This is a genomic window from Stieleria sp. JC731 (assembly GCF_020966635.1).
Classification (GTDB): Bacteria; Planctomycetota; Planctomycetia; order Pirellulales; family Pirellulaceae; genus Stieleria.
Genome location: NZ_JAJKFQ010000001.1, coordinates 1,598,347 through 1,624,254, shown reverse-complemented (window position 1 = coordinate 1,624,254; position 25,908 = coordinate 1,598,347). Strand labels below are relative to the sequence as shown.

The 25,908-nt window shown below is 54.3% G+C and carries 19 protein-coding genes; 10 read left to right on the top strand and 9 right to left on the bottom strand.

Annotation, left to right across the window (positions count from 1 at the left end):
- Positions 1–135 precede the first annotated feature (135 nt).
- From LOC67_RS05500 to LOC67_RS05475, 6 genes are all read right to left on the bottom strand, one after another.
- Positions 136–798 (bottom strand): hypothetical protein, encoded by a 663-nt coding sequence (locus LOC67_RS05500; RefSeq protein ID WP_230261500.1) that lies wholly within the window; start codon positions 796–798, stop codon positions 136–138.
- 59 nt (positions 799–857) lie between these two features.
- Positions 858–1,415, bottom strand: coding sequence for an orotate phosphoribosyltransferase (gene pyrE / locus LOC67_RS05495; protein WP_230261499.1), 558 nt, complete (start codon positions 1,413–1,415; stop codon positions 858–860).
- Between the two features lie 170 nt (positions 1,416–1,585).
- On the bottom strand, positions 1,586–2,653 hold the full coding sequence (locus LOC67_RS05490; protein WP_230261498.1) for a PEP-CTERM sorting domain-containing protein: 1,068 nt from the start codon (positions 2,651–2,653) through the stop codon (positions 1,586–1,588).
- A gap of 327 nt (positions 2,654–2,980) precedes the next feature.
- Positions 2,981–3,859 (bottom strand): hypothetical protein, encoded by an 879-nt coding sequence (locus tag LOC67_RS05485; RefSeq protein WP_230261497.1) that lies wholly within the window; start codon positions 3,857–3,859, stop codon positions 2,981–2,983.
- Positions 3,859–4,893, bottom strand: coding sequence for a tetratricopeptide repeat protein (locus tag LOC67_RS05480; RefSeq protein WP_230261496.1), 1,035 nt, complete (start codon positions 4,891–4,893; stop codon positions 3,859–3,861). The genes LOC67_RS05485 and LOC67_RS05480 overlap by 1 nt, the downstream gene beginning before the upstream one ends.
- 85 nt (positions 4,894–4,978) lie before the next feature.
- Positions 4,979–7,975, bottom strand: a complete 2,997-nt coding sequence (locus tag LOC67_RS05475) for a hypothetical protein (protein ID WP_230261495.1) — start codon at positions 7,973–7,975, stop codon at positions 4,979–4,981.
- A 551-nt stretch (positions 7,976–8,526) separates the two neighbouring features.
- On the opposite strand from LOC67_RS05475, the gene LOC67_RS05470 reads away from it, so the two are divergent.
- The 3 genes from LOC67_RS05470 to mdh all read left to right on the top strand — a co-directional run bounded on the left by LOC67_RS05470 (position 8,527) and on the right by mdh (position 12,236).
- On the top strand, positions 8,527–9,774 hold the full coding sequence (locus tag LOC67_RS05470) for a hypothetical protein (protein WP_230261494.1): 1,248 nt from the start codon (positions 8,527–8,529) through the stop codon (positions 9,772–9,774).
- A gap of 29 nt (positions 9,775–9,803) precedes the next feature.
- A complete protein-coding gene (locus LOC67_RS05465; RefSeq protein ID WP_230261493.1) occupies positions 9,804–11,132 on the top strand; it encodes a hypothetical protein in 1,329 nt (442 codons plus the stop codon).
- A gap of 156 nt (positions 11,133–11,288) precedes the next feature.
- Positions 11,289–12,236, top strand: coding sequence for a malate dehydrogenase (mdh, locus tag LOC67_RS05460; RefSeq protein ID WP_230261492.1), 948 nt, complete (start codon positions 11,289–11,291; stop codon positions 12,234–12,236).
- A 238-nt stretch (positions 12,237–12,474) separates the two neighbouring features.
- Here mdh and LOC67_RS05455 read toward each other — a convergent pair whose 3' ends face one another.
- A complete protein-coding gene (locus LOC67_RS05455) occupies positions 12,475–13,548 on the bottom strand; it encodes an acyl-CoA dehydrogenase family protein (protein ID WP_230261491.1) in 1,074 nt (357 codons plus the stop codon).
- A gap of 228 nt (positions 13,549–13,776) precedes the next feature.
- Here LOC67_RS05455 and LOC67_RS05450 point away from each other — a divergent pair, with 228 nt between their 5' ends.
- The 3 genes from LOC67_RS05450 (at position 13,777) to LOC67_RS05440 (ending at position 17,085) form a co-directional block, all read left to right on the top strand.
- Positions 13,777–15,462: an alpha-amylase family glycosyl hydrolase gene (locus LOC67_RS05450; RefSeq protein ID WP_230261490.1), complete on the top strand. Its 1,686-nt coding sequence runs from the start codon at positions 13,777–13,779 to the stop codon at positions 15,460–15,462.
- Positions 15,463–15,489: 27 nt separating this feature from the next.
- The gene (locus tag LOC67_RS05445; protein WP_230261489.1) at positions 15,490–16,617 is read left to right on the top strand and encodes a glycerate kinase; all 1,128 of its coding nucleotides are present in this window, start codon (positions 15,490–15,492) and stop codon (positions 16,615–16,617) included.
- A gap of 63 nt (positions 16,618–16,680) precedes the next feature.
- A complete protein-coding gene (locus tag LOC67_RS05440) occupies positions 16,681–17,085 on the top strand; it encodes a GNAT family N-acetyltransferase (protein ID WP_230261488.1) in 405 nt (134 codons plus the stop codon).
- A 272-nt stretch (positions 17,086–17,357) separates the two neighbouring features.
- Here the strand turns inward: LOC67_RS05440 and LOC67_RS05435 are convergent, their stop codons facing one another.
- Together LOC67_RS05435 and LOC67_RS05430 are read right to left on the bottom strand one after the other, a co-directional pair.
- A complete protein-coding gene (locus LOC67_RS05435; RefSeq protein WP_230261487.1) occupies positions 17,358–19,151 on the bottom strand; it encodes a 30S ribosomal protein S1 in 1,794 nt (597 codons plus the stop codon).
- Between the two features lie 483 nt (positions 19,152–19,634).
- A complete protein-coding gene (locus LOC67_RS05430; protein WP_230261486.1) occupies positions 19,635–20,738 on the bottom strand; it encodes a glucose 1-dehydrogenase in 1,104 nt (367 codons plus the stop codon).
- 459 nt (positions 20,739–21,197) lie between these two features.
- On the opposite strand from LOC67_RS05430, the gene LOC67_RS05425 reads away from it, so the two are divergent.
- From LOC67_RS05425 to sufD, 4 genes are all read left to right on the top strand, one after another.
- Positions 21,198–21,947 (top strand): helix-turn-helix transcriptional regulator, encoded by a 750-nt coding sequence (locus LOC67_RS05425; protein ID WP_230261485.1) that lies wholly within the window; start codon positions 21,198–21,200, stop codon positions 21,945–21,947.
- Positions 21,948–22,064: 117 nt separating this feature from the next.
- A complete protein-coding gene (gene sufC, locus LOC67_RS05420; RefSeq protein WP_230261484.1) occupies positions 22,065–22,880 on the top strand; it encodes a Fe-S cluster assembly ATPase SufC in 816 nt (271 codons plus the stop codon).
- 80 nt (positions 22,881–22,960) lie between these two features.
- Positions 22,961–24,367 carry a Fe-S cluster assembly protein SufB gene (gene sufB, locus LOC67_RS05415; RefSeq protein WP_230261483.1) on the top strand — a complete coding sequence of 469 codons (1,407 nt, stop codon included), beginning with the start codon at positions 22,961–22,963 and terminating at the stop codon, positions 24,365–24,367.
- A 225-nt stretch (positions 24,368–24,592) separates the two neighbouring features.
- Positions 24,593–25,906, top strand: a complete 1,314-nt coding sequence (gene sufD / locus LOC67_RS05410; protein ID WP_230261482.1) for a Fe-S cluster assembly protein SufD — start codon at positions 24,593–24,595, stop codon at positions 25,904–25,906.
- Positions 25,907–25,908 lie beyond the last annotated feature (2 nt).

Genomic DNA, 25,908 nt, shown 5'->3' with positions numbered 1-25,908 from the left:
GCATTCGACCTTCGTGCCTACGTTTTCCCAAACCGCATCTTAGAAGATGCTTCAGGTAGAAGAGCCTGTCAAAGGATCAAACTGCGCACCGAGCCATTTCAAAGAGCCTGCACGGTGTAATGGAAAGGCTGATGCCTAGGCGGCACGATACTGAATGCCGCTTCGATCGCGTCCGATGGGCGAGATCGCGCCCGTGTGTTTAAGAACGTAGGCGATTTTCTGTGCAAACCATCGCGGCCGATTCGTCAGACTAGCGATGTCTTCGGTGGTAAAGGATTCGACGTCTGGAGCAAGTCCGACCAATTCGAAAAGATCCGCAGGCGTGCGAATTTCGACGGTCGATTCGATCTCTTCTAGCGAGACGTCTTCGACGCGATAATCTTTGCGTCGCCATCCGCGTTTTCGGGCGGCGGGAACACGCGTTTGCTGCACGTTGACAAACGGCAGCTCGAGAACCAAGTTTTCGTGTGGAAAGACGCGGGTGAAATAAATCAGATCATCAAAAACATCGATCAATTCGCCTCGTTTGGGGCTCAAGCGATACGACGAAATCTTCGATCGCTTGGTCTTCTTTTTTGCGATGCGAATTCGGTGCACCACCGGTTTGACAACCCGCACCGTGTGTCGCTTTAGAAGCGTTTTGACCTTCCCACGAATCGCAGAAAGTGAAGCGCACTGAATTTCGATCAGTTCGTCCTGCCGAACCGCGTCGATACGGTAACGCCCCATCAGAACTTCAGTTTGCGATTCATCATTCGCATAGTGAAGTTTCAGTTGTTGGTGGAGCGTCGTTTCCATCGACTACGGTGGGCTGTATCGCAGGGCCGCCGTCCTACGATCGGGTACGTCCGATCGGCTTACTCCGGCTCGATGCCGAAATCGCGAATCGTGGACAGGGTCTTTAAAGTCAGCCCGCGTTTGGCAAATGCCTCTTCACCGCCAGCCAACCGATCAATGATGCCAATGACTTCTCGGACCTTTAACCCAAATGCTTCGGCCGCGTCAACAGCCTTCAACGCGCTTCCGCCACTCGTGATCACATCTTCGACGATCACAACCTCTTGACCAGGCTCGACAGGCCCTTCGACTTGCTGCCCCATTCCGTGGCCTTTGGGTTCTTTGCGAACCATGAACCCTTTCAGAGGCAAATCTTGCTGACCGGCGAGGGTGACAATGGATGCGGTGATCGGATCGGCACCGATAGCCATCCCCCCCACCGCAGCGGGAAGTTCTCCGCCAGCTTTGATGACTTCCAGCATGCCTTCTGCAACGAGGTTGGCACCCTTGGGATGCAGTGTGATCTTGCGGCAATCCAGGTAGTACGACGCTTTCTTGCCGCTGGCGAGGGTAAACTCCCCTCGCTGCAGTGCTTCGGATTCAAGCAAACGGAGCAGATCTTGTTTGTCGTAGGCCATGGGTCTTTGGGTGTGCTGAAAAGGAGCGTTCAATCTGGCGATGACCGTAGATTGATCTTCACAACCCTGCAAGATGCCAGAGCCCGTTTATTGCCGCAAGTGGCAGAGCTGGAACCCGGCTTTCCAGTCGATCCAACCCTAGGTTTCGACTTATCGGAGCGTCAGCAACCCTATCGGTTGATCGCCGAGTTCCTGCGTCGGGTCATCCCAAACATGGCTAAACCGAACAACGCAACCAACGCCCCACTGGGCTCCGGCACGGCTGCCGGGCCATCGGATGGGGGCTGCGTGATGTCGTCATCATCGTCTTGCCCCGTCGTCGAATTCGACGTCGAAGTGGCTCCACCGATTGTGCCGCTGTTTGTAGTGACAACACCAATCGGATCTTCGGGAAACAGCATGGTGCTGGCGAGCCCTGTCAGTCCAGACGGCGGAACAAAGCCGCCGCTACCACCAGCAAATCCAAATCCAGACATCGGTTGCCCGAAGCCACCTCCTGTGACCCCCGTTGGCGTGGATCCTGTTGGTGTGGATCCTGAACAAACTTGGCAGCCAGCCATCGAACTGATCGGTTGAGACGTTCCACAGCCAACCGCACAAGACGAATGACTAGCCATCGAATTTGATAACGGCGCTGGCCCCGTCGTCGTCGATACGAAGATCGGTCGGAATTCTGATCGATCACTGTGACTGGTCATCGCCGAACGGGTCGGATCGTCAAAGGCATAGCCTTCTGAAATGGACGTGCCACTGCCAAATGACTGCCCCGATTGCACAAACGTTGTGTAATCGTAGTATTCCAGCGGCATGGTGGCGACTGAGATCGATACCGGAGTCGGCTTGGCCATTACAGGTTTCGGCAGAGGAAGATTCAGCGAACTGCCAATCGCTCCGTTATCCCAATCTCGATGCCACGAAGACTGATCACCAGCGCTGATGGAAACCAGCTGCAGATGACGTTGCCCGCCGACTTGTGTTTGATTGCCAAGTCGAAGTTGATCAAGCGAATCAGTTTTGAAGCTTTTGACTGGTTCGGCACAACGCTCAAGAAACGAACGGGCTGTGCCTGCTAGCGAGGTGTCCGCTGGCGAGGAAGCCTTTCCGTTATTTACACGGTTTGGAGACTGTTGCACCGACTGCAGGTAATGGTCGCCAAGCGACGAATTGATCACGCCGCCGTGAACCGATTGGCCGGATAAGGCCAATATGCAGACTAGAAGGACAGCGATTCTTGCCATCGGGTGGGTGCAGAGCTGTGTTGGGAGCGATTACGAAAACGTCGGACGCGAACGTCTGAGCGTTCGGACGCCTGAGAGCCAGGATGCCTGAACGCCCAAATATCCGAGCGCTAGGGTGCAGCCCCCCGTAAAAGCTTCAACACCAAGTCGCCACACTAGGTCGAAAACACAGCAAGTCAACTAGATCGTGATTTTTTCCAACAAACTTGGACAGAGCGACCACGCGTTTTGACGATTGGCAATCTCCAGTTCGATGTACCACACGAGAATTCCTCTTACAAACCGAGGCTCGTACAAAACGAGATTTGATTGCCGACGGAACCGAAATTATTCAGCAAGCTTGCGACGCAGATCTCGCGCCGCTTGCTGCAAAACCAGCGGCAGTTTGCTTCGAAGAAAATTTGACCCTGAGAACCAGCCCTGGGGCTCGTGCATCGCGATCTGGGCTTCGATCACCACCGCATCGCTGCCGATTAACTCTGTCGCGGTCAACCAAGCTTGGAATCCTGAATAGGCTCCCTTCGAATCTGTATCCAAAGACACATCCGTTTTGCCCGATTCAACTGACGACCAAGTCGCCGGGAAATGGCCATCCAAAACGACATCGATTCGATTCTGCTTCGCCGATTCGCTGTTTTCAATTCGCAGCACCGCGTTCAATTCGATCTTATCTAGTAAGACCGTTTTCACACGTCGAAATCGCTGATTTGCATCGGTCGCCACGATTCCGTTTCGGGCCAACTCATCCGATGCGACTGCCTGTGCGAACGAAGCCTCGCCATCGCTAGCCTCGTCGGTTTCTCCAGAAAGCTGCTGTGCAAAATCGCCCTCTGTAAATGAAGACAACGGGCAATGCAGCACAAACAGCACATGAACCAAGTGACCGACTCGTGCCCCCGAGTCATCTTTGATGTAGCTCAGGTCAATCCGGACAGGAGCGACTTGCGAGTCACGAGTGAATTGGCGGATCGACAACCCACCAATTTTCGACTTTAGCTTTTCGGTCTGCCGCTCGGCGTCTTCGGAGCCATCCAATGTCGGCTCCGGTAATTGGACTTCGACACCGCCGATCGACAACGTTTGCGGAGGTACGACAAGCTGCTCTGAGCCCGAATCCTGGGACGCTGGCGTTTGTGCGTTGACGCTGCAAACGTACAAACAACCGCCAAGCAAGATGCAGACGAACCGTTGCAGACGCGGCGACATCAGTTCGCAAAACCTGGGTAGCGTTGTTGAAGTTCTTGTCGCGCCTCGGCGGCTCGTTCCGTCCGCCCGACTTTTGGCCAAAGCTGGACGAGCTGAGTTAAAGCTTCAGCATGAGCGTCAGCGGCACCGGAGAACATGAGGTGTGTGTGCAGATAAGCGAGGATTGCACCTTCGATATCGCCACCCGCTTCATAACATTGCCCTTGTGCGTTGTAGATCTTGGCGCACATCTCGATATCGGTTGGATTTAACTCGGCGATCAACTGGCCGACCGCATCGACGCCTTGTTTGGTTTGTCCGGCTTTGGACATCGCGATTGCTTGGCCAGCCTTAGAAAGGATTTTCAATCGCAGTGCTTCTGACGAATTGACATCGACACCCACCACTTCGCTAAACATCTTCTTCGCGCCTTCGACGTCGTCTTTGCGAAGCATCGCGACGCCGGTTAAGTATCGCGACAGGATTTGTGTTTCGGCAGACGGTGCTTTGCTGAGGTAGCCGTACATCTTCACCGCTCCGTCAAAATTCTTTGACGCAAGCTCCAAATCGCCCAATAGCTTGACGACGGAAAAGAAGTGATACGAGTTGCCGTGATTTTTGCCAAACGCAGTCGCTTCGGCTTTAGCGGCATTGCGATCGTACTGGCCGGCGAGCGCCATTTTTGCGCGTGACAACAGACGGTAGTAAGCGATATCCGCTTTGATCACGTCACGCGAAACCTGATCCATGTTCAGCGACTTAAGTTCCTCAATCGCTTGATCGTACTGCCCGTCGATCGCCAATTCGCGTCCACGTGTCAATTCAGGTGGATCACCTTGAAACAAGACTTTGCGAATCTCACTTTCCAAAAAGTTTTTGTCGCTGCTACCGACTTTTAAAGTGATCCCATTCTTATTGACGGTCTCAACTTTGCCCGCAGAAGCGCTGGACGAATCGTACGTATAAATACGATCAATTTGTGCACTTGCCGGCTGCGCAAGGGATAGAAGCGATGCGAATGCGAAAGCACAGAAGCAGAGTTGTCGAGTGTTCATCGCGATGAGTGGGACTGGAGTCAGATGAGTATCTTGAAGTTTGTTTCTTAGAAGTCAGTAGCGATCGAGGCCTTTCGCTGCCGTTTTACTTGGCGGCGACACCGGTAGGTTTTTCGCCGGCGTTCCGCTGGGCTTCCTTCATCAGTGCGTCATATTTCTTAAAGTTGGCGGGGCCGCCCAGATCAGGGAACAGGGTCGCAGCCTCACGAATGATTTTGATCGCTTTCTTGATGTCCGTTTCACGATCAGCTGCCTTACCCATCAGGTAAAGACACAGTGCGACGTGGTATCGAGATTCGAAGAACTTCTCTTTAAAGTTCTCACTGCGGCGAATGTTCTTGCTGGTTTTGCTGCTGATCTCTGCCCAACCCCAGATGATGTTCTTTCCGTTTTTGCCTTTCCGCGAACCTTCCAGTGCAGCGGTATAGGCTTTGTAGGCGATCTTTGGACTAAGCGAAGCCGCCCATGATTCGTAGGCAAGCGCCCCTTCCATTTGTGCTTCCAACATCATCGGATTCGCTTCCAAAAGCTTCGCGATGGTATCAATCGAATCCTTGTACTGACCGGACAACCGCTGCGCTTTCGCGGTCAGGTAGACGGTGGTCACGTTGGATTGGTCATCGAGCGATTTGAAGGTCGCGATCGCTTGCGTCATCAGCTCGGCAGCTTGTCCTGTCGCTTTTGTCTGGTTGGCATCCATCCCAGATTCGCCCAACGACATCAGGGTCTGCCCAACCCATCGCAACGTTGCCTGGTCATCCGTCGCATCCCGAACACGTTTAAGCATTTCCAAAAACGCGGTCGTTAGCTTTTGTTTTTTCGCGGGGCTCGCGGTATCCAGCTGTGTTTTCAAGTCCGTCGCCAATCGCATGTAGGTCTGCGTCAAACTGGCTTGGGCTTCAGGCCCTTTGAAAGCCTGACGCAGCTTTTCCATAGTGCCGGTCATGCGGTCGAGGTATTCGCCCGGATTGTCGCTGGCCAGCATGACGCCAACGAGTGCCTTCAGTTCATTGCTATACAAGTCACCAAGGAATGACTCCGAAGGTTCTTCTAGCTTCGTCGCAAGTTCAACCGGTCCATATTTCGGATGATCAAGCACTTCCAAGGCAGACTTGTGTGCATCAGCAAGTAGATGAACTTTCGCGAGTACTAACGCGGCCTGCAATGCTTCGAATTCAACCAAGTTGCCTTCGATTTCCTCGAGGCCTTCGGTCAAATTTTTCTTTGCACGATCGATCAATGATTTTGACTTTGCGTCATCACCTTCGGTACGGGCGACGATGGACTGGTTCCAAAACAGTTGCCCCAACAAGCGTTTGAATGAAGCCCGTTCGCTACCGGCACTCATCTCATCGATCAGCTTTTGAGCGCCGTCGAAATCGTCTTTCGTCAATAGCAAACGGATTTGCATCCCTTGTGCTGCGGCGGCATTCGGATCGTCTGGCCAGGTTTTCGACAAGTATTTCCCGAGCGATTCCAACTGGCGGATCAAACCGTCGTTTTCTTCCTCGGGGACTTCGCTGAGCAAAATCTGCATGGAAGTCAGTGCCATCAAACCGCCTTTTAACCCGACGTCGGTACCCGGTGAGGCGTGGGCCAGGAAGCTACCAACGACGACAGCTTCACGATTGCGTTTGGATTGATAGAGGAAGTAGGCCAGGATCTGACGAGCTTGGTTGACCGTTTCGATATCCGATTCCGAATTGATCATCCCCAAACCGCCACGAAGCACTTGGACTCCGATTTGGTAGGCCTGTTGAATCTGAGCTTGCAGATCAGTTTTCTGCTTCTTCAGATCCTCGGTTTCCTCTTGCGAATCGAGCAACTTCAAGGTCGACTCGATCTCACTGATACGATCTAAAATGGTTTTGGCGGTTTCAAATGATTCGTCAAAACTCTTCGGCGGTTCAGCCGTCGGAAGCTCTGTCGCGGTGGGCTCGATGCCAAGTGTTTCCAGCATCGCGTCGACTTCCTCAACGTGTTTGCCGGGCACCTTCTTAGCAGCCTGCAACAATTCCCGTCCGGATGATTTCGCGCGACCGATTTCGCCTTTCTTCAGTGAAGTATCGGCGGCCTTTTCAAGATAGGCCTTCGCGAGCGAGACACGAAACTCCTGCACCGAAGCGGTCTTTTCTTCGTCGGGGCGAACCTGCTTCAGAAAGCCTTCGGTTCGGTCGATCGCTTCCTGGTACTTGGGAGGCGATTCTTTCAATTTCATTCGCACGATTCCGGCAGCCGCCAAGAACTTTGCGTCGCGTAGAACATCGACCTCCGGCTCTTCGATCATTTTCAAGTAGTTGTCCAAGGCCGCACCGTTGTCGCCCAACAACTCATTGACTTCGCCTAGGTGCACCAAAGCGATCGCACCGGGCGGATACTTGAAATAGATCTTGTTTAGTTCAGCGAGCCGCTTGCGTGCGTCTTCCAACCCCGCTTTGTCGTCTTCGGCAGGTGACTCAAATGTCTTTGCAGCCAGCTTGATCGCATCTGCAGCGTTCAACTGCGATTGAAGAAACTCAAACCGATATTGATCGCGACGTGCCGCGGCATCGGGGTCAGTGGCCGCGTCGATGTTCTGGCCTTTCATTTCAGCCAATTTGCTACGCAGATCCGCCACAATGGCGTCAAACGTTTTTGCAGCGGCGTGATAGGACGCCCGAGCTTGGTTTGTCTTTTCGGTTGTCGGGTTGCCGGCGAGCAGTTGAGCGGCGCGAATCATTTGCAACTTGCCCAGCTGCAATCTCGCTTCACTAACACGGGGGTGGGTGCTTTGTGACGAAATAAAATCGTTCAGCGTTTTCTCTGCGTCTGCGAACGCTTCGTCCCGTGATTCACTGTTTCGCGTATTGAGCGCCTGCTCGATGTACGTCTGAGCTTTTTCCAGCGGGATCGCTTTGACAAATGAATCGTCGATTCCCGCGATACTGGTCGCCCGATCCAAATAGGTAATTGCGGTGTCGAAATATCCTACATTGCGAAGCTGCTTGACAAACAATTCGGCAGGTTCGCCGTCACCGCGTGCGACACCAGCGCCCAGCCCGTTGATTGCCAGCGCAACCGGTACAGCCAGCGCAATCAGCAAGCGTGAACGGCGACGGCGGGTCCGTCGTAGTTTTGTCGCATGCTGACGTCCGCATCGAGCACGATCTGCAGAACAGGACTCGGAAGAAGTTTCGCCCAATACAAAACTGGTAAATCGGGTCCGATCGAGCTGTCTGTTTTTTGAGAGATCTTCAGTGGTCGCACGAAATCGACTCGTTGCAAGATTCGTCATAATGAATAGCTAAATCAAAGACAGGTAGGGCGAATCGATTGCCATCGAGGGCAGTGATTCGACAATAAAGAAAAGCGGATCGGATAGGATCAAACTAGTCGGTGCGGAAGGCACCGCAGTTTCGCCGGTCAATTTTATCGTAAATTCGAACAATCGTCATTCAAGCGTCCAAACGGCTTCGATCATCTTGCCTTATGCGGATTCCCTCGCAATTTAACGATTCCAGCCTTTATGGCACGCGTTCAAGCGACCCCCGTTCAAGGGACGGAGGCCCGTCGTCGCGTCGGAGGGTTCCCCCCAGTGGAATCTCGCGGCGGCTGATTCGTTTGGCCGTCGCGTTCGCACTGATCATCGTTGTGATGCGACAAGCACGTCAGCCGGGCCTCTATGAAGTGTTCTTTACAGCTTCGCCGGATGCCGTGTCAGAAGACGTCGATTCGAAAAGTTTGATCGCTTTGCCGAATTCTAACACCCTGCCAGGACCGGTTGCGTCGCCGACGAACGACGAATCACAAAAAACTGCTCGCGAATCGAACAGCATCACGAACCTGTGGACCGACGCCCGTCCGTGGGTCGCATCGATGGATCTTGCGCTGCAGCGCGACTGGATCAAAACCCTGGTGCCAATTGAAGGGCAACTGTCCCGTCCCAACGCAAGCGACAACGCGTCCTTCGACTGGGAAGGGGTTTCCACCCAGCAGATCGCCAAATCGAGTGAACTGCTAACACAGCTGCGACCATCGCAACCAGAGAGAAAGGCGATGGCGGAACGCGTCATCGAACAACTGAATCAACTGTCCAACATCGCTGGCCAATCTGACATCACCGCCGATCAATTACCTCCCATGGCGGCATGGGCGACCGCGACATTGGACGCATTGGATCAAGAGGCTTTGTCGAGAGTTCAGGATGGCACGTTTTGGACGAACGACGATAGTGATGCGTTCTACCTGCAACTGGCCCGAAGCGAACGTTTGAGCATACGCGATGCTTCATCGATCGGGACCTTGCCATTGCTGCAGCAACCCGATGTTTATCAAGGACAAACGCTTCAGATCATCGGGCTCCTTCAACTGGCAGAGAAAGTTGAAGCAAAATCGAATCGCTCGGGCATCCGCGAATACTGGAAATTATGGATCGTTCCCAATGACGGTGGCGTTCGTCCTTTGATCATGATGGTTCCTTCGCTGCCGACGTCCTATCAAAACATCCTTCTTGCTGACGGCACACCTAATCGGAAAGGAAACCGAGACGTGTCAAATCAGCTGAAGTGCGTCGGGCGGTTCGTCAAACGGTTGCCCTATCGCTCAAGCGTCGGCGCCGACATCGCACCGGTCTTGATCGGCCGCGTCCTAACACCGGCTCGCGCGAGCGCCCAATCGCTGGATTTGAACAACCCGGCCCCGCAGCCAGCGCAGCAGATCACGACAGCGGGTTGGATAGGAATCCTGGTCACGGTCATTGCCGGTATCATGATCGCCGCAGGGTTAATGCTGCGTGCCGCAAAAGAATCGAAACGGACTCGAAAGCTAAGGCAAAACGCGATGGAGCAGGCGGGTTTTGATCCGCGTGTTTTACAAAGCGACCCTTCCAAAACCGCAGAATAGCCAACGAATCATCCGACACAGGAATCATTATGAAGTTCGGTTCTCGATGGGTCCGATTCGCGACCATCATCGTTGCGTTTTGCCTCGCTGGCTCCAGCGACAATTTTCAGTTCGCCAGATCACACGCCGAAAACGCGTTGAACCTACTGAGCGGTTTTGACGATCAGCGGATCCAAAACTGTTACCCGGTCACCGATACCGAGTCCGCAGCAGAAATGGCCAAACTGCTGTATCGAATAAAATCGATCAACGAAAAACGACTGCAGCAGTCATCATTGCAACTCGATTCAGATATCACTCCTGGTGATGTCGTTCACGTCGAAGGGGCGATCGAATCGATTCGCCAATATCCGTTACCGGATGACCTTTCGGAGTATCTGGAGATGGATGCCTTCCAAGAGGTCATTATCAATCATGCCTCCGGAAAACCTTTTTCGATCTTTGCACCACCACTTGCCGGTAAGATCGCAAAAGGCGACATGGTTTCTGCGGATGCGATCTTGGTCCAGAAATCAGACACCACGACGGCACTCGCAGCAAAGCGTCTCGCTTGGTTCCCCACGAACCCAGAAAAGCAGGGTTGGCAGATGCTCTCGTCAGTCGGATTCGACTTGAGTTTGATTTCGGATGCTGCTTCGCGTAATCGTCGCGTCCTTCAGGCGGAAGATGCCGATGCCTTTTACGGGTTGATGGCGGCTGCCCAGAAGGTTTCCTCGGTAAACGGAGGCGAACGGGTTGATCCTGTCGCGTTGTTGACAAGACCGACAGAGCTTTTCGCACAATGGATCAGCATCGATGCTGCGGTCGTTCGGGTAACTCGCATCGCAATCGATTCCGAATCCGTTCGCCAACAGCTTGGTCAGGACCACTACTTTCAGATCGATGCCAGTGGCGACCTGGGTAAAAAAGTGTTGCGTCTGGAGCGTGCCGAAGGCGAAACAGGACCGGCGATCGAAATGAGCGGCTCGTACCCGGTTACCCTCGTTTCAACAAAGCTACCCGAATTTTTGGATGCCGAATTCCGACAACGAAACTCGCTGGTCGCCATGATTAGCCACCCCGTCACCGTCGAAGGCTTCTTTTATCGTCTCTGGAGCTACAGCAACGAATTCATGACCAAGGAAGGTGGTGGCAAGCAAGTGGGGCCACTGATCGTCGCAGCAGACTGGACGTCACGACTGGATCCGACGCTCGAAGAAGAATCCGGAATCGCATGGTTTGGCTACGTCCTAGCTGCCCTAATACTGGGGGCAGTTTTGGGAACCTTCATTTGGCAACGCAAGAATACGCGTGAAGACGCTGCGATTCGCGAAAGAAACCGAAAGCCCATGACGATTAATATCCCCGACGAATCTTAATCTGCGATACGAAAGCCCAATTTGACGGCAGTGAACAACGTGTCCAGTCGGCCCTAGGCCACTTGACCGCCGCCGCTAGGTGGAGACGATGGTGCGCATGACCGGCGGGACGGCCGCCGCAAAGGCTTGAAACCTCTAACGCCAAAGAAATTCACCATGCGTCGCGCGAAAATTTCGATCATCGGAGCCGGAAACGTAGGAGCGACTTGCGCCCATTGGTGCGCGTCGGCCGAATTGGGAGACATCGTGCTTCTCGACATCCCGGCGACCGAAGACATGCCGGCCGGAAAAGCGCTCGATTTGATGCAATCCTCGCCGATCATGGGATTCGATTCCAATGTCATCGGAACCACCAGCTACGACGATACCGCTGACAGCGACGTGATCGTCGTCACCGCGGGTATCCCACGTAAACCAGGGATGAGCCGTGACGATTTGCTCGCGACCAACGCCAAAATCGTGACCAGCGTCGGTGAGCAAATTAAAAAGTCCAGCCCCAACGCAGTTGTCATTGTCGTCAGCAACCCGCTCGACGCGATGGTCCAACAGATGTGGAAAGTCACCGGATTTGACAAAGCCAAAGTTTGTGGCCAAGCAGGCGTTCTAGACACCGCGCGATACCGCACATTCCTTGCAATGGAATTGGGCGTTAGCGTCGAAGACATCAGCGCGTTGTTAATGGGCGGCCACGGTGACACCATGGTACCGATCCCAAGCTGCACCAGCGTTGGCGGTATCCCCGTTACGCAACTGATCGACACCGCGCGTCTTGATGAAATCGTTGAACGTACACGTAAGGGTGGTGCCGAAATCGTTTCGCTGCTGAAAACCGGCAGTGCCTACTACGCTCCCGCAGCGGCTTGTGCACAAATGGTTGAAGCCGTCGTCAAAGACAAGAAACGCTGTATCCCTGTCGCGGCATTGTGCGACGAAGAGTACGGTGTTGGCGGATACTATGTTGGCGTTCCCGTCATCATGGGCAACGGCGGTGTTGAGAAAGTCATCGAGCTGAACCTGACCGAAGCCGAAACCGCCGACTTCCAAAAGAGCGTCGACGCGGTGAAAGGCCTCGTCGCAACCATGGATGAATTGCTAAGCGCCTAGTCGCCAGCGAGTCTTTGTTAAGCCAAGTCGCCGGCACGTTTCAGTGTGCCGGCGAAGGATAAACAGCGGGCCATTTCAAAGTACCAGCCCGCAACACTCGCTGGCGTCACAGGGACTGTGACGGGTACTATCGAAAACCAGCACCACCAAAGTACCCAGCACGCTCCGCCGTGCTGGCCGCTCGCAACCATCCGGCAACACTCGCTGGCGTCACAGGGACTGTGACGGGGACTTTCTTCTACAGACCTGCCATCTCGCATAGATGAGCCTCTGCCACCGGTTGCGGACAACTCCACACCAAAAAGAAGAATGCCTGTTGGCAATAGCGTGCGACCGGATGGTTGGCCATCAAGCCGGCTCCTTTCGCAGTCGTCATCGCGGCGGCGGTCGTTCGCTGCACCAGGCTGTTTGCTTGGCTGCGCAGCTCGCTTAAATCAATATCGGACTCTGAATTCGTTGCCGAAAGCAATCGACTTCGAACCGCGAAATGCTCTTGATCGAATCGTTCCGCGATCGCACGCAAGTTCGTTCGATTGGTTGCCTCGAATTTCAAGTATTCCAAAGCTGCGAAAGAAAGCCCAAGAGCGAGTGCTGATGTTTGCAATCCACCGGCACCACCTGTTTTCTTGGTCGCATCGGATTTTGCTGACAGGACCTCTTCGGTTGGACCAGCGATAATAAAACGGTCGTCAACGAAAACGCCTTCAAGCTTCACCGAGTCAGTGCAACTTGACTCCATCGCGATCATCTTTGCCCCCGGTCCTGGATTCACTCCAGCGGTCTTCGCTTTTACCAAGGCCAGAACCTGCGATCCGTCGTCCAGACTGGCGCCGACCACGATCCAATCAACGCGACTTGCTCCGGTCACCCAAGGGATCATGCCGTCGAGAACATATCCTTGCTTGCATCTGGTCGCCGACACGACGGGGCGGTCTAGATGGCGGCGACTGGTCGTCAGATGACTGATCCCGACCGATGCGGTTTGACGCCCGTCGGCCAATTGGCTTACCAACGACTGATGCGCGTCGACTTGTGAACTTGCGACGAGGCGTTTCAATGCCCCTAAGTGCTGCGTGATGATGAACGTCGTCACCAAGTCTGCCTCGGCAAGCGTGATCAACGTTTCGATTTGCTGAACTGGCGACCAGCCGGCAAGACCAGCCAATCCGCGAATGACTCCAAAGTCCCCACAGGCCATCAAAGACTCTGCAGGCCAGTGATCGATGCTTTGCCATTTCGGTGCCGCGCTGGCAAGTGTCGCGGCAAGCGACGCCAGTGAAGTCAATGAGTTGTGCGCCATTGTTTCAGCCATTTCCTCGATCCGAATCTTCTTCGATCTCCACAACACGGGCCGTACCGGCAGATTGACCGCCGCAATCGCAGGTCTTTCTTGATCGAATCCCCCGCATTGTCAAGAACTGTAAACAATATGAACGCTCGGTTTGGCGGGATCGAGCGTTCGCGGGCATGAGCCCGTTCCATTCAGCGTCGGTCTCGGATGATCGGCTGCCATTACGCTGCTCGCAAGATTATTAACGCAATGATTGAATTGATTCGTTCGATTTATCCCGAGCATCTTGAGGAAGTCCATTCCGGAATCGAGGCCCTGCTTGAAAAGTATGCCGCCGAAATCAAGGCGGGAACTCAAGACGATCAAGAACAACTGACACAAAAGGATTCGATCCTTATCACCTACGGCGACAGCTTTCGCAGCGATGGCATCAGCCCGCTGCAGTGCCTGCGTCGATTTGCGACCGAACAACTTGGTGACAGCGTCAGTGCCGTTCACCTGCTGCCTTGCTTTCCCTACACGTCAGACGATGGCTTTAGTGTTCAAGATTATTACCAGATCGATCCGAAGCTCGGAAACTGGTTCGACATGCAGGAACTCGGAGAGTCCTTTGACCTGATGTTTGACGCGGTCGTCAATCACATCTCCAAAAGCTCGGATTGGTTCCAAGGGTATCTGAACGGCGTTCCCGAGTTCGATGAATTCTTTATCGCGGCGGATCCAGACGCTGATTACTCCAGCGTGACCCGCCCGCGAGCCCTACCGTTGCTTCACCCGTTTAAACGAGGCGACGAAACCGTTCACATCTGGACGACCTTTTCCGAAGACCAAGTCGACCTTAACTTTCATAATCCAAACGTCTTCCTTGCCGTCCTGGATGTGCTGCTGTTTTATGTTGCTCGTGGCGCCAAGTTCATCCGGCTTGATGCGATCGCATTTATCTGGAAAGAACACGGCACCAGCTGCATGCATCTAAAACAGACGCATGAGATCATCCAGCTATGCCGGAAAGCGATCGAGCAACTTCACCCGCATGTCGCACTGATCACGGAAACCAACGTTCCGCACAAAGAGAACATCTCTTACTTTGGCGACGGCACCAACGAAGCGCACTTGGTCTACAACTTCACGTTGCCTCCATTGTTGATGTATTCGCTGCACCAGCAGTCTGTCGAAAAGTTGACCGAGTGGGCAAGTTCTTTGGTTCTGCCCAGCGACCAAACTTGTTTCTTCAATTTCACTGCCAGCCATGACGGCGTCGGTGTCAGGCCTTTGCAAGGGATCATCGACCCAAGCGAAATTGATCAACTTGCCGACATCGCTCGATCACACGGTGGGTTTGTTTCAATGCGTGACAACGGAGACGGCACGCAATCACCTTACGAAATCAACTGCAACTATTTCGACTTTGCAACCGATCCATCGCTACCCGACGAGGTTCGCGTTCAGCGTTTTCTATTGACCCAGTCGGTGATGCTCGCGATACCAGGTGTTCCGGGCATCTACTACCATTCGATCGTCGGATCGCAAAACGATCGACAAGCGGCAATCGATTCGGGTATCAACCGACGTATCAACCGAGCAAAACTGCAATACGATCCGCTCGCCGACGAGTTAACCGATAGCGATTCGATCCGCGGGAAGGTTTTCAAAAGTTACAAGGCAATGCTTGATGTACGTGGGCAGGAACCGCTGTTTGATCCCTACGGTAAGGCGACTTACTCATCGCAAGGTCCGGTGTTTATTATCAAACGTGCTGGCGATGGGACCGAGCTATTTGCGGTTCACAATTTCTCTGACCAAGAACAAACAGTTCAGCTCTCAGCCGCTCCGCTTTCAGACATGCTGAGCCAATCTCGATTCGGTGACGCCAGTGCCGAAAGCTGCAATGTCACGCTAAAACCATACGAATTCATGTGGTTGAAAACGTCGTAGAGTCTTTCTTTCGCGAATCGTATTGATATGAACGTTCTGATCGTGCCCGACAAGTTCAAAGGATCGCTGACCGCAAGTGAAGTGATCGCGGCTATCGAATCGGGACTAAGAAGCCAACGACCAGATATCAATACTCACCCAGTCGTCGCGTCTGACGGGGGCGATGGATTTCTGGACGCAATATTGCAATGCCGAAACGAAGTCCGTCCAAAGCAGTGCAATACGCTGGACCCATTAGGTCGACCAACGGTTGCCGAATACGGATTCGATGAAAGCGAGAGCACTGCTTACGTCGAGATGGCACGTGCCAGCGGGATGGAGTTGATCACTGCAGCCGAGCGCAACCCCGCAATAACATCAACCGAAGGCACCGGTCTGCTAGTCGCCGACGCGATCAACCAAGGCGCAAAGACAATCTATGTAGGCCTTGGCGGTAGCGCAACCAACGACGGCGGCTGCGGAATTGCCAAAGCACTCGGCTATCGATTCCTGGATGATCACGGCAAAGAACTGGCCCCCGTCGGTGGCCAACTACATTCCATCAAGCATATCGATGGCTCTGGTGCAGTCGACTTGTCGGAGGTGCAAATTATCGCCGTCAACGATGTCGCCAACCCGCTGCTCGGACCCGAAGGAGCCGCCTTCGTTTACTCGCCACAAAAAGGTGCTGATCCCGCGATGGTACGCGAGCTGGATCGTGGACTTGATCACCTGCAATCCGTAGTGACCGGTGATCTTGGAATTGACGCGGCGAACGTGCCGGGCGCCGGGGCTGCAGGTGGGACCGGGTACGGGCTGAAAGTATTTCTCGGAGGCCGATTCATTTCGGGAATCGAATTTGTACTCGCACTCGCAGGTATGGAACGCTTATTGAGCGGTGGCCAAATCGATCTGATAATCACCGGCGAAGGACGCATCGACGATCAAACAGCCTATGGAAAATTGGTTCGCGGCGTCAGCGAGGTTGGTCAGAAATACGGCATCCCTGTCAAAGCCATTTGCGGACTGCTAGATCTGCAGGAACGCAGTGTCGAAGACATCGGCTTGGCTGACGTACTGCAGATCCATGATCCCAGTCGCCCTCTTGATGAAACCATCCGACAAGCGGCCAACCTAGTATCCGCCTCAGCGGCCAAACTGATTGCCAGTGCCTAAGCGGTTCGCAGGTGTTTAAGCTATAGATCGATCGGTCATAGTAACTGCGAGCCTGAGGTGGTGATGGACGTCTTGTATGGTTTAGAGCCGGAGCTTTCGAGCGGCGAATTCATTGACGTGTTGAAACGTTCGACACTCGCGGATCGGCGTCCTGTGGATTCACCGGACGTCATTGCGAAGATGCTTCAACACGCCGACCTGATCGTAACGGCACGCGACCAGTCAGGGTTACTGGTTGGGATCGCCCGCTCGATCACAGACTTTTGTTACTGCACCTATTTGTCAGACCTGGCCGTCGACGTTCAATTTCAACGAAAAGGCATCGGCAAACGACTGATCGAACAATCGCATCAGCATGCAGGCCTGGGAACCAACTTGATTCTGTTGGCCGCCCCCGCAGCAGAAAGTTATTACCCGCATATTGGCATGCAGGCGCACGGTTCGTGCTGGATCCGGCGTGGCCAATAGGATGGGAAACGAGAGTTTGTGACTGGACGGGACTCATCGCTTCGTCCACTACAGATTGCGGGCAGAGTCCGTCGAGAACCGACGCTAACGCGTTTCGGCTCAAGGTTGTCCTGGTAGGCATTCAGGCGGAGGGACTCATCGCTTCGTCCACTACCGATTGCAGAGCCCGTGGGGAACCGACGCTAACGCGTTTCGGCTCAGGGTTGTAGAAAAAGCCTCCCACCGGTGATCCGATGGGAGGCTTTCGTTATTCAGCAGTCGAATTTAGGAACTTAGTTCGCTGGCGGGAACAGAGGGCCTTCGCCGCTTCCGAGTCCACCCTTCAGCTCGCCATCTTGTGCAGGCATTTCGCTGGCTTCGGCGGCTTCGGCAGCAGCTGCTGCACGCTCTTCTTCCTCACCCCATTCGACACGTTTGAGCGACAGTCCGATCTTTCGCTCATCGGTATCGACACGCAAGACTTTGACTTCGATCTCGTCGCCAACTTTGACAACTTCTTCTGGGTTTTCGACTTTGTGCTCGGCCAATTCGCTGATGTGCAGCAAGCCTTCCAAGCCGTCTTCCAAACCGATGAAGACACCGAAGTTGGTGATCTTGGTGACGTTACCCTTGACCAATTGGCCAGGCTGGTACTTGTCTGGAATGTCGCCATCCCATGGGTCGTTGTCCAGTTGCTTCAGGCCGAGTGCGATACGACGGCGTTGCTCGTCGACGCTCAAGACGCGGCACTGTAGCTCTTGGCCTTTCTCCAGGACTTCGCTTGGGTGACCGATTTTGCGGGTCCAAGACATGTCGCTGACGTGAAGCAGACCGTCGATGCCTTCTTCGAGTTCGATGAACGCACCGTAATTGGTGAGGTTGCGAACCTTTCCGTTGACATCCGAACCTTCTGGGTAACGCTCCAAAACGTCTTCCCATGGGTTCTTTTGGGTTTGCTTCATACCCAATGAAAGCTGTTGGCCTTCGGGATCGACACCCAAGATCTTGACTTCGATCTTGTCGCCGATGTTGACCAATTCGCTTGGGTGATTGACCCGTTTGGTCCAGCTCATCTCGCTGATGTGAACCAGGCCTTCGATGCCTGGCTCCAGTTTGACGAACGCACCGTAGCTCATCACATTGACGACTTCGCCCATGTGGTTCGAATCGACAGGGTACTTCTGTTCGATGTTTTCCCACGGGTTGCGGTCCTTCTGCTTCAGACCCAAAGCGATCTTTTGCTTTTCGCGGTCGATGTGCAGAACCTTGACTTCGATTTCTTGGTCGATCGAAACCATTTCGGTTGGGTGCGAGATACGCTCCCAAGCCATGTCGGTGATGTGCAACAGGCCGTCGATGCCGCCCAGGTCGACGAACGCACCGAAGTCGGCGATGTTCTTGACGATACCTTTGCGGATTTGGCCGACTTCAAGTTCCTGCATCAAGAACGCACGATCTTCTTCGCGCTGGTTCTCGATCAGCGAACGACGGCTGATGACGATGTTGCGGCGGGTGTCGTCGATCTTCAAAACTTCGGCTTGGATCACGCGGCCGATGAAATCGCCGATGTCGCCGGGACGACGGATATCCACTTGGCTGCCTGGCAAGAAGACATCGACACCGATGTTGACCAGCAAACCGCCTTTGATCTTGCGGATGACCCAACCGGTGACCACTTGGCCTTCGCCGATCGTCGAGATGATCTTTTCCCACTCGATGATCTTCTCGGCTTTTTCCTTACTCAGGGAGATCATCCCGTAAGGATCGTCAGCAGCTCCGAAGTTGTCCTCCATCTCTTCGATCAAGACGCGGACAATGTCGCCGACCTTCGGCTTGGGCTCTTCAGGGCCCCATTCGTTCAGGTTGACGGTGCCTTCACTTTTGAAGCCAACGTCGATCAAGGCCCACTCGTCGTTCATTTCGACGATCTTGCCGTCGACGATCTGGCCTTGGCTGTAATCCTGCTGCTCAGCATGCTGCAAAAAATCGAGCAGCCAATCTTCCGTTTCCTCCTCTGGCGCTAGATTCGCCAGATCATCGAGCATATCGTCGTCTTCGAGGGAACGGATCAGATTGCGGTTAACCATGTGTCTTTCCGGTAGAATCCTAGGCGAGCTTCGCTTCTAAAAAAATTGCGTCTGAGGCCACTTTCCTGGGCTCTCGTGCTAGACGCCGCGAAGGAGGAGAAGATGTCCATCGTTCGCAAGAGGCGATCGCTGTGACTTGCTCGCGGCAGATTCAGGGGGTTGGTGGAAAAAATCGAACGCTTTGCACGTCCCAAGTACCGCAAAAGATTGAAAAGATGCGGTTCTGGACAGTCGAATTGCCGATTCATCCGGCATTCGAGGCAAAGTCCGGGCAACTTACCCGGATTCAATTCGCGTGAAGCTATCAGACACCGCTATCGGCGGCAATGGCAAGTCAACGGTTCTGTCTGATCGAACACAAGATTGTTACGTCGATCGACCTGAGCACCCGCCCAGCACCGATCGAGTCACATTGCCACACCAACATCTCTCGATCGGCCCATTCCGCCAGACGGGGCCGATCGAATTAGATCACGCGTCTTTTCACTCTTCGGCGACGTTGACGTACACCTTGAGTGCATCCTTTTCTTCGACCAACAGACGCATCATTTCCTGGTAATTATCCAGGCCGTCGACTGGGTGAGTCAGGATTTTGTCCAGAACGCCGGGGAACATCATGTCGCCGAGGGCCAAATCGCGGATCCCGCTTTCGAAGTGGGTGCGGTTTCCGTTGACGCTGCCGAGCAGCAACTTGTTACCCAAGACCCAGTTCAAATTGACGTTGTCCGAGGGGATTTCCAGGTTTTTATCACCGCCGGTGATGCTGGTCCAAACAACCACGCCGTTGTGACCGACGTGCTGCATCGCTTGGAAAGCGAGCATGCTGCTGCCGGTTGCGTCGACGATCAGATCTGGCTTTCCGGTCTTTTTGACCAGCTCTTCCATCGATGTTTCACGCGTGCTGATGTAGCTCGCTTCCATCCCGCTAACGATTTCGCTCTTCAAGTTTGGAGCTTCGCCGCGAGCCAGCGTGTAAACCTCAAGCCCACGCAGCTTCAAGATAAGCGTCGTCAGCAGACCGATTTGGCCAGAGCCCAGAACATAAGCCAAGCGGGGACGCCAGACTTTCATTCGCTGCTGTGCTTCGTAAGCCTGCTGAACCGCTTTGGCCGCACAACTCATTGGCTCCATCAATACGTGCAGGTGCTTCAGCCCTTCCGGCACACGGACGATGTACTCCTCCTCGTCGGCGAACTTTTCGGTCATGAAACCATGGCGAAGGTTGATGCCTCGCTCGTAATAGGTTTCTTCGCTGGTCATGTCGTTGGTGCCGATCATGTCATAGATCGACCCACCAGGCCGACGCACTGTAGCGGTCACATAGTCGCCTGGCTTGACGCGACGAACTTTGGGACCGACCGCTTCGACAACACCGAAGGATTCGTGTCCGATCACGAGGTAGTCGTCACCTTCGGGAGCGTTTCCATACAACGCTTCGTTGATTTCACGATCGGTGGCGTCGACGCCGACTTTCAACGTTTTAACTAAAACGCCGTTGCCATCGGGGAATGCATCGAGGGACGGCTCATGAACCTCGGTCAGGTGAACGCTGTTGGGAGTGCCGGGTTTAACCGCGACGGCTTTCATGGCAAATCGCTACTGGAGGGGGCGTTTAGAAAGGAAAGCCGCAAGCAAATCGCTTCAGCTTCTAACGATTGGTGGGGAAGGATTACAGGACAAGCGTATCCCGAAAAGCCCATCTGTCCGGGCGGATGATTATGACGCCCTAAAAGAAAGCAAATGGGAAAACCGGGTTTGCGCTGACCCGCTGAAAACGAATCGTACCAAGCGTCGCGGCAGCTTATTAGGGGGTGGTGACCGCTGTTTGGGGCAGATTCTGACTGTCGGTTAGCCGCCGTTAAATTGCTATCCAAACCGAAAAATTGGCAGCAAAGGGGACACGACTGCCGTTATCCCGACTTCATCGGGTGGTGGGCTCTGTTTTTTAACAACAGTAGTTGTCAAAAATGCCGAGGCTTGCAAAAGTAAGAGTGTTGCAAGTCGATTTCAGTTGCTTTTTAGTCCCAACCACCTCTGATTCTGGTCATGCGTACAGCGAATGGCAAGTCCGACAACTCGGCAGCCGACCATGCGGTGGTGCGGTCTGTCGATCGTGAACTGCTACGAGCAATTCCGACCGGCGAGCTGATTGGGATCGGAGAGCTGATTGATCGCCTGGGCGTTACTGCGACCGCCGTACGCCAGCGAGTTGACCGGATGCTCGACCGTGGATTGATCGAGCGCGAGAAAGTTGTTGCAGGACGCGGGCGACCGACATTCCAGTACCGACTGACCGATCAAGGCCGCCGAACCAACAGCGCCGACTCGACTGAACTGGCCGAGGCGATGTGGCAGGAGCTGCTTGCGATCGAAGACCCAGAGCTTCGCGATCGAATGTTGATTGGCATCGCAAAACGCTTGGGCAAGGAATACGCCAGCCGGTTGCACGAGGCGCGATTGGATGGATCTGCACCACTCGAAGATCGGATGCGGCTTTTGAGCAAGCTGTTGTCCGAACGTCGAGTCCGCAGTGACGTTGTTTCCGAAGGTGAATTGCCGGTTTTGGACATTAGTTCGTGTCCCTTCCCGACACTCGCCAATGGTGAGCACGACCATTCGATGTGCCGACTGGAAGAACTGCTGCTGTCCGAAGCGCTAGGCAAACCGGTGCATTTAAGCCAATGCCGCAAAGATGGTGACGCCTGTTGCCAGTTTGCCTTGGCCGACTCGACAGAGCACCAACGGCACCCGAGTAACTCGCTAAACGGCGAATCGGCAAATGCTTCGCGGGGTTAGCAGATGCTTCGCGGGGCTAACGGCTTTTCGTCGCCCTGCCAGAACGAACCAAGATCAGTTTAGTAATACAAAGTTTTTAGTCACAAACCGCAGCCAATAATTAGAAGTCAAGCGAATATGACTCACGTCTTGAAAATCGAAGACCTTCACGTTTCCGTCGGTGACAAGCCGATCCTGCGAGGCGTCAACCTGACCATCAACCATGGCGAAACCCACGCATTGATGGGCCCCAACGGTAGCGGCAAAAGCACGCTGGGCTTGGCGATCATGGGACACCCAGGATACGAAGTCACCAGCGGATCGATCACGCTTGACGGTGCAGACGTTTTGGAGATGGAACCCGACGAGCGTGCTCGTGCGGGGATCTTCATGGCATTTCAACGTCCGATGGCGATCCCCGGCGTCAAGATGGCCGACTTCTTGCGTCACGCGACCACCAATGTGCGACGTCCCGATCGTAAGGAAGGCGAAGAACTGATTCCGATGCGAGAGTTCCGCAAGGAACTGAAGGACAAGATGGAGCACCTCCGCATGGATGTCGAGTTCGCTCGTCGCTATGTCAACGACGGATTCTCCGGTGGCGAAATGAAGCGTGCCGAGATCCTTCAATTGGCGATGCTGCAACCCAAGTTTGCCGTGCTGGACGAAACCGACTCCGGCCTTGATGCCGACGCGGTTCGTTTGGCCAGTGAGTCGATCGCTGATATCGGTCACCAGAAAATGGGTCTGCTGATCATCACGCACCACGACAAATTGCTTGAGCACAACCCACCAGAATTCACGCACGTGATGCTGGGCGGACGACTTGTCGAAACCGGCGGCAAAGAACTTGCCGAAGAACTTCACCGCCAAGGATACGACCGAATTCGCAAGGCTTATCCAGAAGCCGAAGCACGCAACCAAGAGATGCTCGCCGAAGAAGCGATCGTCTAACTCTTCAGACGCGGTCACTTTGCCGTGTTTGATTGCCCAACAATACACTTCACTCCAGGTCGTGGAGATCCAATAGAACGATGAGCACCGACGCACCAAGTAAGCCCGAAATCGGCGAAATCAATAAGTACAACTTCCGCACCGAAACCAAAGGTGTGTTCAAAGCGAAAAAGGGTTTGAACCGCGAGGTTGTTAACCAGATTTCGGACATCAAGGACGAACCCGATTGGATGCGTGAGTTCCGCTTACGCTCGCTGGATATCTTCGAATCAAAGCCAATGCCCAAATGGGGCGGAAGCATCGACATCGATTTCCAGGACATCTTTTACTACCTCAAGCCGACCGAACAACAGGGTCGCACTTGGGATGATGTCCCACAAGAAATCAAAGACACGTTCGACAAGCTGGGCATTCCCGAAGCCGAGAAAAAGTTCTTGGCCGGTGTGAAGGCACAGTTCGAAAGTGAAGTTGTCTACGGGTCGCTGGAAGAAGACCTTGCCAAGAAAGGCGTTATCTTCACCGACACTGACACCGCCGTTCGCGAACATCCCGAACTGCTGCGTGAGTACTTCGGCAAAGTCATTCCGCCGGAGGACAACAAGTTCGCCGCGCTCAACAGTGCGGTCTGGTCCGGCGGTTCATTCATTTACGTCCCCAAAGGCGTGACGATTGATTTCCCATTGCAAGCGTACTTCCGCATCAACGCCGAAAGCATGGGACAGTTCGAACGAACCTTGATCCTGGTCGACGAAGGTGCCAACGTGCACTACGTCGAAGGCTGCACCGCGCCGATGTACAGCACCGAAAGCTTGCACAGCGCGGTTGTCGAAGTCGTTGCCAAACGGAACGCCCGCTGCCGTTACACAACGATCCAGAACTGGGCCAACAACATCTACAACCTGGTCACGAAACGTGCGTGGGCGTACGGTGACGCGACGATGGAATGGGTCGACGGCAACTTGGGCAGCAAGTTGACGATGAAGTATCCCGCCGTGCACATGAAAGAACCCGGCGCTCGCGGCGAGATCCTTTCGATCGCGTTTGCAAGTGCAGGTCAGCACCAGGACGCCGGTGCCAAGCTGGTCCACGAAGCGCCCAACACCACGGGCCAGATCATCAGCAAAAGCATCAGTAAGAATGGCGGACGAAGCAGCTATCGTGGCCTGGTAGCCGTTCAACCGGGTGCCCACAACAGCAAGAACAACGTCGTTTGCGACGCACTGATCTTGGATCCGGAAAGCCGCAGCGACACTTACCCGTACATCGAAATCAGCGAACAGGATGTCCAGATCGGACACGAAGCGAGCGTTTCGCGAATCGGTGAAGAGCAGATGTTCTACCTGCTGTCACGCGGCCTGACCGAACAAGAAGCCAGCACGATGATCGTCAATGGCTTTATCGAGCCACTCGTGAAAGAACTGCCGATGGAATACGCCATCGAAATGAATCGCTTGATTCAACTGCAAATGGAAGGCAGCGTCGGCTAGTCCGAATGCCGACGCCTTCGGCGGCGAAGCACGTGTTATTTAGGCATCGTGTTGTTTAAACACAGTATCGCTTAAGCATCGTGCTGACCTTAGCACCGTGCTGAAGTTCGCCGCCGCCAAGCTTTCATCGGGCTGTGTACAACGCGCCCGATCCGTGATTGATTGACGCCGACCCCAACACCGGCGCGACCCAAGCTGTACTTCAATTATCTCCAATAACATTCAATGTCATCTTCCACCGTTCACGCTTTCGATGAAGCCGGTTTCGAGGCTTTGCTAGAACAAGTCGCCGAGCCGGACTGGTTAGTCGCACTGCGTCGCGAAGCGTTCGAACACGCTTCAAAAATGGATTGGCCGCACCGCCGGCACGAAGAATGGATCCGTACCGACATTCGTACTTTCCAGCTCGGTAAGTATGGACTGCCAAGTCTCGGCGATACACCTGCCGAACTTGAATCCAGTCCACACCAGTTGGTCGAAGGCGTCCAGCTCGGCGGCCGAATCGAAACCGTCGATAGCGCTGTGGTGCAACACTCGCTCAGCGACGAACTGGCTTCCAAAGGCGTGGTCTTTGGACCGCTTAGCGAGCTGGCCGGTACGCACGCGGACCTTGTCCGCCCACACCTGTTTACCGCTTTTGATCCCGACCATGACAAATTTGCTGCTCTGCACGCGGCATTCATGGCCGGTGGACAGTTCTTGTACGTCCCCCGTGGCGTCACGATCAGCCAGCCGCTGCACATCGGCTCAATTATGAGCGACGGCGGAACCGACACGACGCACACACTGATTGTGCTCGAAGAAGGCGCCGAAGCGACCGTGTTGCACGAGTCCAACAGCTTGGATCCAAATGCGGGCGGACTGCACCTCGGCTCGATCGAACTGATCCAAAAGCCCGGTTCGCACCTGCGGTTTGTCAGCCTGCAGGAATGGGGACACAAAGCGTATCACTTCGCACAGCAGAAAGCGGTGATCGACCGGGACTGCACTTTGCAGTGGACGATCGCGGCGATGGGTTCGATGCTTTCAAAAGTCAATCAAACTGTCGACTTGATCGGCCCTGGTGCCGACAGCCAAGTCAACGGTGTGATGTTTACCGAAGCACGCCAACACTTGGCCTATCACACCCAGCAGCACCACCGGGCACCAAGTTGCCATAGTGACTTTTTGTACAAGGCCGCTCAGCAAGACAACAGCCGCACGGTTTGGCGTGGGATGATCAAGGTCGATCCCAAGGCTCAAAAGACCGACGGCTATCAACGCAACGATAACTTGGTGCTGTCCGCATCGGCGCGTGCGGATTCGATCCCTGGTTTGGAAATCGAAGCCGACGATGTGCGGTGCACGCACGGTAGCACGACCAGCAAGGTCGACGAGGAACAAATCTTCTATGCACGTTGCCGTGGATTCACACAGAAAGAAGCAACCCGAATGATCGTGACTGGTTTTTTCCAGCAGATCTTCGACCGAATCACCATCGAAAGTGTGCGGGAAGCACTCGGTGCCGCCATCGCCCGCCAAGTTCGCGAATACGAGTAAGA